Annotated in this window: 2 protein-coding genes; one reads left to right on the top strand and one right to left on the bottom strand. The window is 44.2% G+C overall.

What is annotated here, in order from left to right; all coding sequences use genetic code 11:
• The first annotated feature begins 194 nt into the window (after nt 1–194).
• The gene (locus Q0991_RS19785) at nt 195–608 is read left to right on the top strand and encodes a hypothetical protein (protein ID WP_299491763.1); all 414 of its coding nucleotides are present in this window, start codon (nt 195–197) and stop codon (nt 606–608) included.
• 16 nt (nt 609–624) lie between these two features.
• On the opposite strand, the gene Q0991_RS19780 is transcribed toward Q0991_RS19785, so the two are convergent.
• Nucleotides 625–3741, bottom strand: coding sequence for an NACHT domain-containing protein (locus Q0991_RS19780; RefSeq protein ID WP_299491765.1), 3117 nt, complete (start codon nt 3739–3741; stop codon nt 625–627).
• Between the last annotated feature and the right edge of the window lie 102 nt (nt 3742–3843).

Here is a 3843-nt window from a genome sequence, read left to right as displayed (position 1 = left end):
GGTTGATTTTATCATTGATCATATGGATGTCATTAGTTTGGAGAAAGCCTATCTCGCCACTTATGACTCCGAAAGATCTTGGAGAAATCAACTGGTGAGGTGGAAGAAGCTCACTAGGAATTGAGATGTAAATTTGATGCTGAGCCATTCTTAGACCAAATCGTTACGCTGGGATTGGACGATTGAGGTTCAAAATGACTCAGATTCCATCCTTGACTCAGCAACAGCTAGAACTGCTGAGAATAGCCAAGAAGAACTCTGTGGAGGAACTACGGCTTTCCTATGAGTTTCCAGTGTTGGATGACGATGAACCCCCAATCGGCCATCCTCCATTTATCCAAGAATTGATTGATCACCATTTCATTCAGGTGCAAGTCAAAGGAACTTCTCTACGTGCTTCCGAATTTCAGCAAGAGAACTGGACGGAGTACTGTGACGAGATTGACTATCCCACCCAAGCTGATTGGGACCGATGGCGGCAAAGGTTTATCTCCCAACTGGGGGAGGGATTTGAAAGCTTGATGATGCCTGGGAAACGCTTAGGGCAATTCACGAAGGTGTGGATACGAGAGATTAGTCTACGGGCGGTTCAGCCTAGTAGTCTGTGAGTTGAGCAATGTTCACTCACGGCAAACTTCTTTGTGAAGTGGTATCGTACTCAGGCAATATACCCTTCAAGGGATTATGGGCTAATCGTTCTTGTTCGCGGCCACGCCTCAAAAGCAAGGTGCAGATGCTTACAATGCCTAGCCAAACAAGTACAATATTTGGCCATGATAAGCCAATAGTATTATGCATAAAGAAGGTCGAGAAATAAACAACAACTGGTGACCCACAAAAGAAGGGAGCTGCTAAGACTGCTAGACATCGCCTAAATACTGGGGTAGTTGTCTTACTACCCCAGTATCCGATACCAGCGACAGCAACAGCAATAAGGAAAGCGATAGGGAAAGCATCATTGAAAGTGCCAGCGAGAGCGACAAAGACAGCGACAAAGACAGCGACAAGGACGGCGACAAAGACAGCGACAGTGATTGAGCCAGTGAAAGCGACAGCATCAGCGATAAGGTCTGCGATAGCGACAACGTTAGTGCAAGGGAAATCGTTAACGATAGCGCTAGCAAAATCGCTAGCAAAATCGCGGGTGAAATTACTCGTGAAAGCACTAGCGAAAGCACCAGCGAAGGCGATAGCGATAGCGATAGCAATAGTGATAGCGATAGCGTTAGTGTCTGCGAAAGCGATAGCGAAAGTCATAGCGAAGGTGATAGCGACACCATAACTAATATTTTTGACATTAGTTATGGTGTTGAACATTGCTTGGGCTCCGTTCCAGACAATCTGATGTTGCAATAAACGCATATATTCTCTACAAAATGTGGCAGGTCCTTGTATTCCCAGACTGATAAATAAATTGGGTTCTAGCGGCTGTTCTGTACCTCGCCAGAGGACCAACCAAAAAACAGACACAATAAAGGCGGAAAAAGTCGAGGTCCCAAAAAACAAAATTTCTGTTGATCGAATGGAGGCTGTGGAGATTTCGAATAAGGCGATTGTGGATAGCACAAATGCGATAGCTACCACCAATCGGTAGTGCCAACTGGTTCTGAGATCATAGGTCACCATTGTAAAGAGATTTTGCCAGTCATTTTTTGTGGGTGGTTGATTGGCACTTAGACGGTAGAGCAAATCAAGCTGCATCCTTAAAGGAAGTGTCTTCAGGAAGATTTCCCATTGGAGGCTTTGAGGTTGTTGTTTCAACGCATCTCTAATGAGCTGGGGGCTTTTGGTTTCTAATTGTGCCCCCTGCTTAGTGTTTTCTAGTAAGGTCTGAGCTGTATCTATCCAATCTTCAAGAGGTTTACAGAAAGCCTGATTTGATAAGATGCAAATTGGCAAGACGATTCGAGGATCAAGGTCCGGCAAATCAATTTGACTCAGCTGCTGGGTCTTAAGCCCTTTGACAAGCTGGTCTATGATTTGCTCAACTATTATTGGGGTTGCACTACTATTTAACGCATCAAATGGATCCCAAATTCCCTGCCAAGTGCGACTAGAGTTTTCAAAGTCCTCTTTAGGAAAATTTGCTAAATCTTCTTCTATATCAGCTTTTTGCAATAGGGCTGCTATTTGTGCAGCACTATGGAATGCTACAGCCTCTCGATCATCCCAAAGAAATGGCACCAAGGTTTTAGCTGCTTCCGGTGTGCCGATTTCCCCTAAATTCTTAATTGCAGTTAGATGACCGTCTTTTATTAGTACTTGAAGTTGGGGGACAGCTAAGTTACCCATTCCAACTAGATATAGCTGTATATCTGGATGCTTAGAATAGAGATTCGCCAGGATCTTTGCTGCTTCAGGAATATTGGTCGCTGTTATTGCCTGGGCAGCATAATCAATTGAATTATTGTTTGATACCTTCTCATCAAGAATTTGCAATAGGAAATTGAAAATATCTTTTCCTCTGGGTCGCTGATCAGCGCATACTGTTCCAAAAGCCTTGATTATATTGTCCTTAATAGCAATATCTGGGGAAGACTCCCAGATTGCTGGATGGGTGTTTTTTATCCAATTCTTAAAATATTCAATGATTGTTGTGGCTAATTCAGGTTTGACATTCTGAGCATCAGCCAAGCAACTGAACGCAGTTACATTATCTTTCCCATTGATGGCTTGGATTAGTACAGTACTGTCTCTAGCGAGTCCACACCAGAGTTTAGCAGTTTCCCGCCAAGTATCAGGATCTTGACTAAAGCGCTCAATCAAGCCCTCCACATCATCGACTAATTGAGTGGCAGCAAAAAACTCTTGCAAGGTTAGATGGGTGAATTGATAGCCTTCCCCGCCATCAATAGGCATCAACAACCCACTGCGTTCACAGATTTCTTCCAAAATAGGCTCTAAATCATTCTCTGCCTTCAAATTCAAGCCAGATAAAATGGATGCCACTTGTTTATTCACATCACTCCAATTGAGATGGCGGCGATCTTGTTTTTTCCCTTTTGTTTGGTCTTGGCCAAACAAAGCTAAGTGTCGTAGAACTGATTTTTTATCTCGTCCCTTGTAACGATTAGGCGTCTGACGGGCTTCGTCCCAAGTCTCCAGCAATATATCGGTAGCCTTTTGATAAAACTCAGCTCGTGAGTGAGGCAGCAGAAAAGCTGTATCGGTATACAGATAAGCAATAATGGTCAACATCAGCGGATTACGGGCTAACTCCATAATCCGGGGTTTATCCTGTAAAGCTTGTAATAACTGCTCCACAGATTTGTCATCCCCCATGCTCTGCTTCCAGGGGCGCAGAAATTTCCGAATTTGTTGGTCGTTAAATTCCACTACCTCAACGGTCTGATCCACCTGTGCATCAAACTCTCGCTTGTAAACCTGTGTGCGACAGGTGATGGCAACCCGACACTGATCGTATTGGTCAATAAAGTCTTGTAGGCGGCGAACGACGTTTGGACGATCCGTACTGTTTACCTCATCTAGACCGTCAAACAACAACATAATCATGCCCTGCTTCAGTCCTTGCTCAACAAAGTTAGTCCCATTAGGAAAGTTGTCTCGTGCTAGGGTTTTGATTAGCTGTTGCTCAATCGTCAGCTTGGTATCACTTAACCGATTTAACTCTAAGAATATTGCAACAGGGTGTTGGGGAATATCCCAAGGTCCGTTGGCATAATTCAGGGCTAGAGATTTCAGCAGCATCGTTTTCCCTGATCCTGGCTGGCCGACAATCATGAGTCGTTTAAATCTTTGGACTGCCTGTTTTGCATCGATAGGCTCGTTCCGTTCCAAAAGCTGTAAGGGTACATATACTTCCGCCATCTTTAAAGGGCGGTT

It is taken from the genome of Acaryochloris sp. IP29b_bin.137 (assembly GCF_028285745.1).
Lineage (GTDB): Bacteria > Cyanobacteriota > Cyanobacteriia > Thermosynechococcales > Thermosynechococcaceae > Acaryochloris.
Note: the sequence above shows the minus strand (reverse complement) of the source record. Positions and strands in the feature narration are given on the sequence as shown.

What these genes read in the sequence shown, in the direction of transcription:
- Q0991_RS19785 (WP_299491763.1), top strand. Translation starts at nt 195, where the DNA reads ATGACTCAGATTCCATCCTTGACTCAGCAACAGCTAGAACTGCTGAGA.
- Q0991_RS19780 (WP_299491765.1), bottom strand. Translation starts at nt 3,741, where the DNA reads ATGATTGTCGGCCAGCCAGGATCAGGGAAAACGATGCTGCTGAAATCT.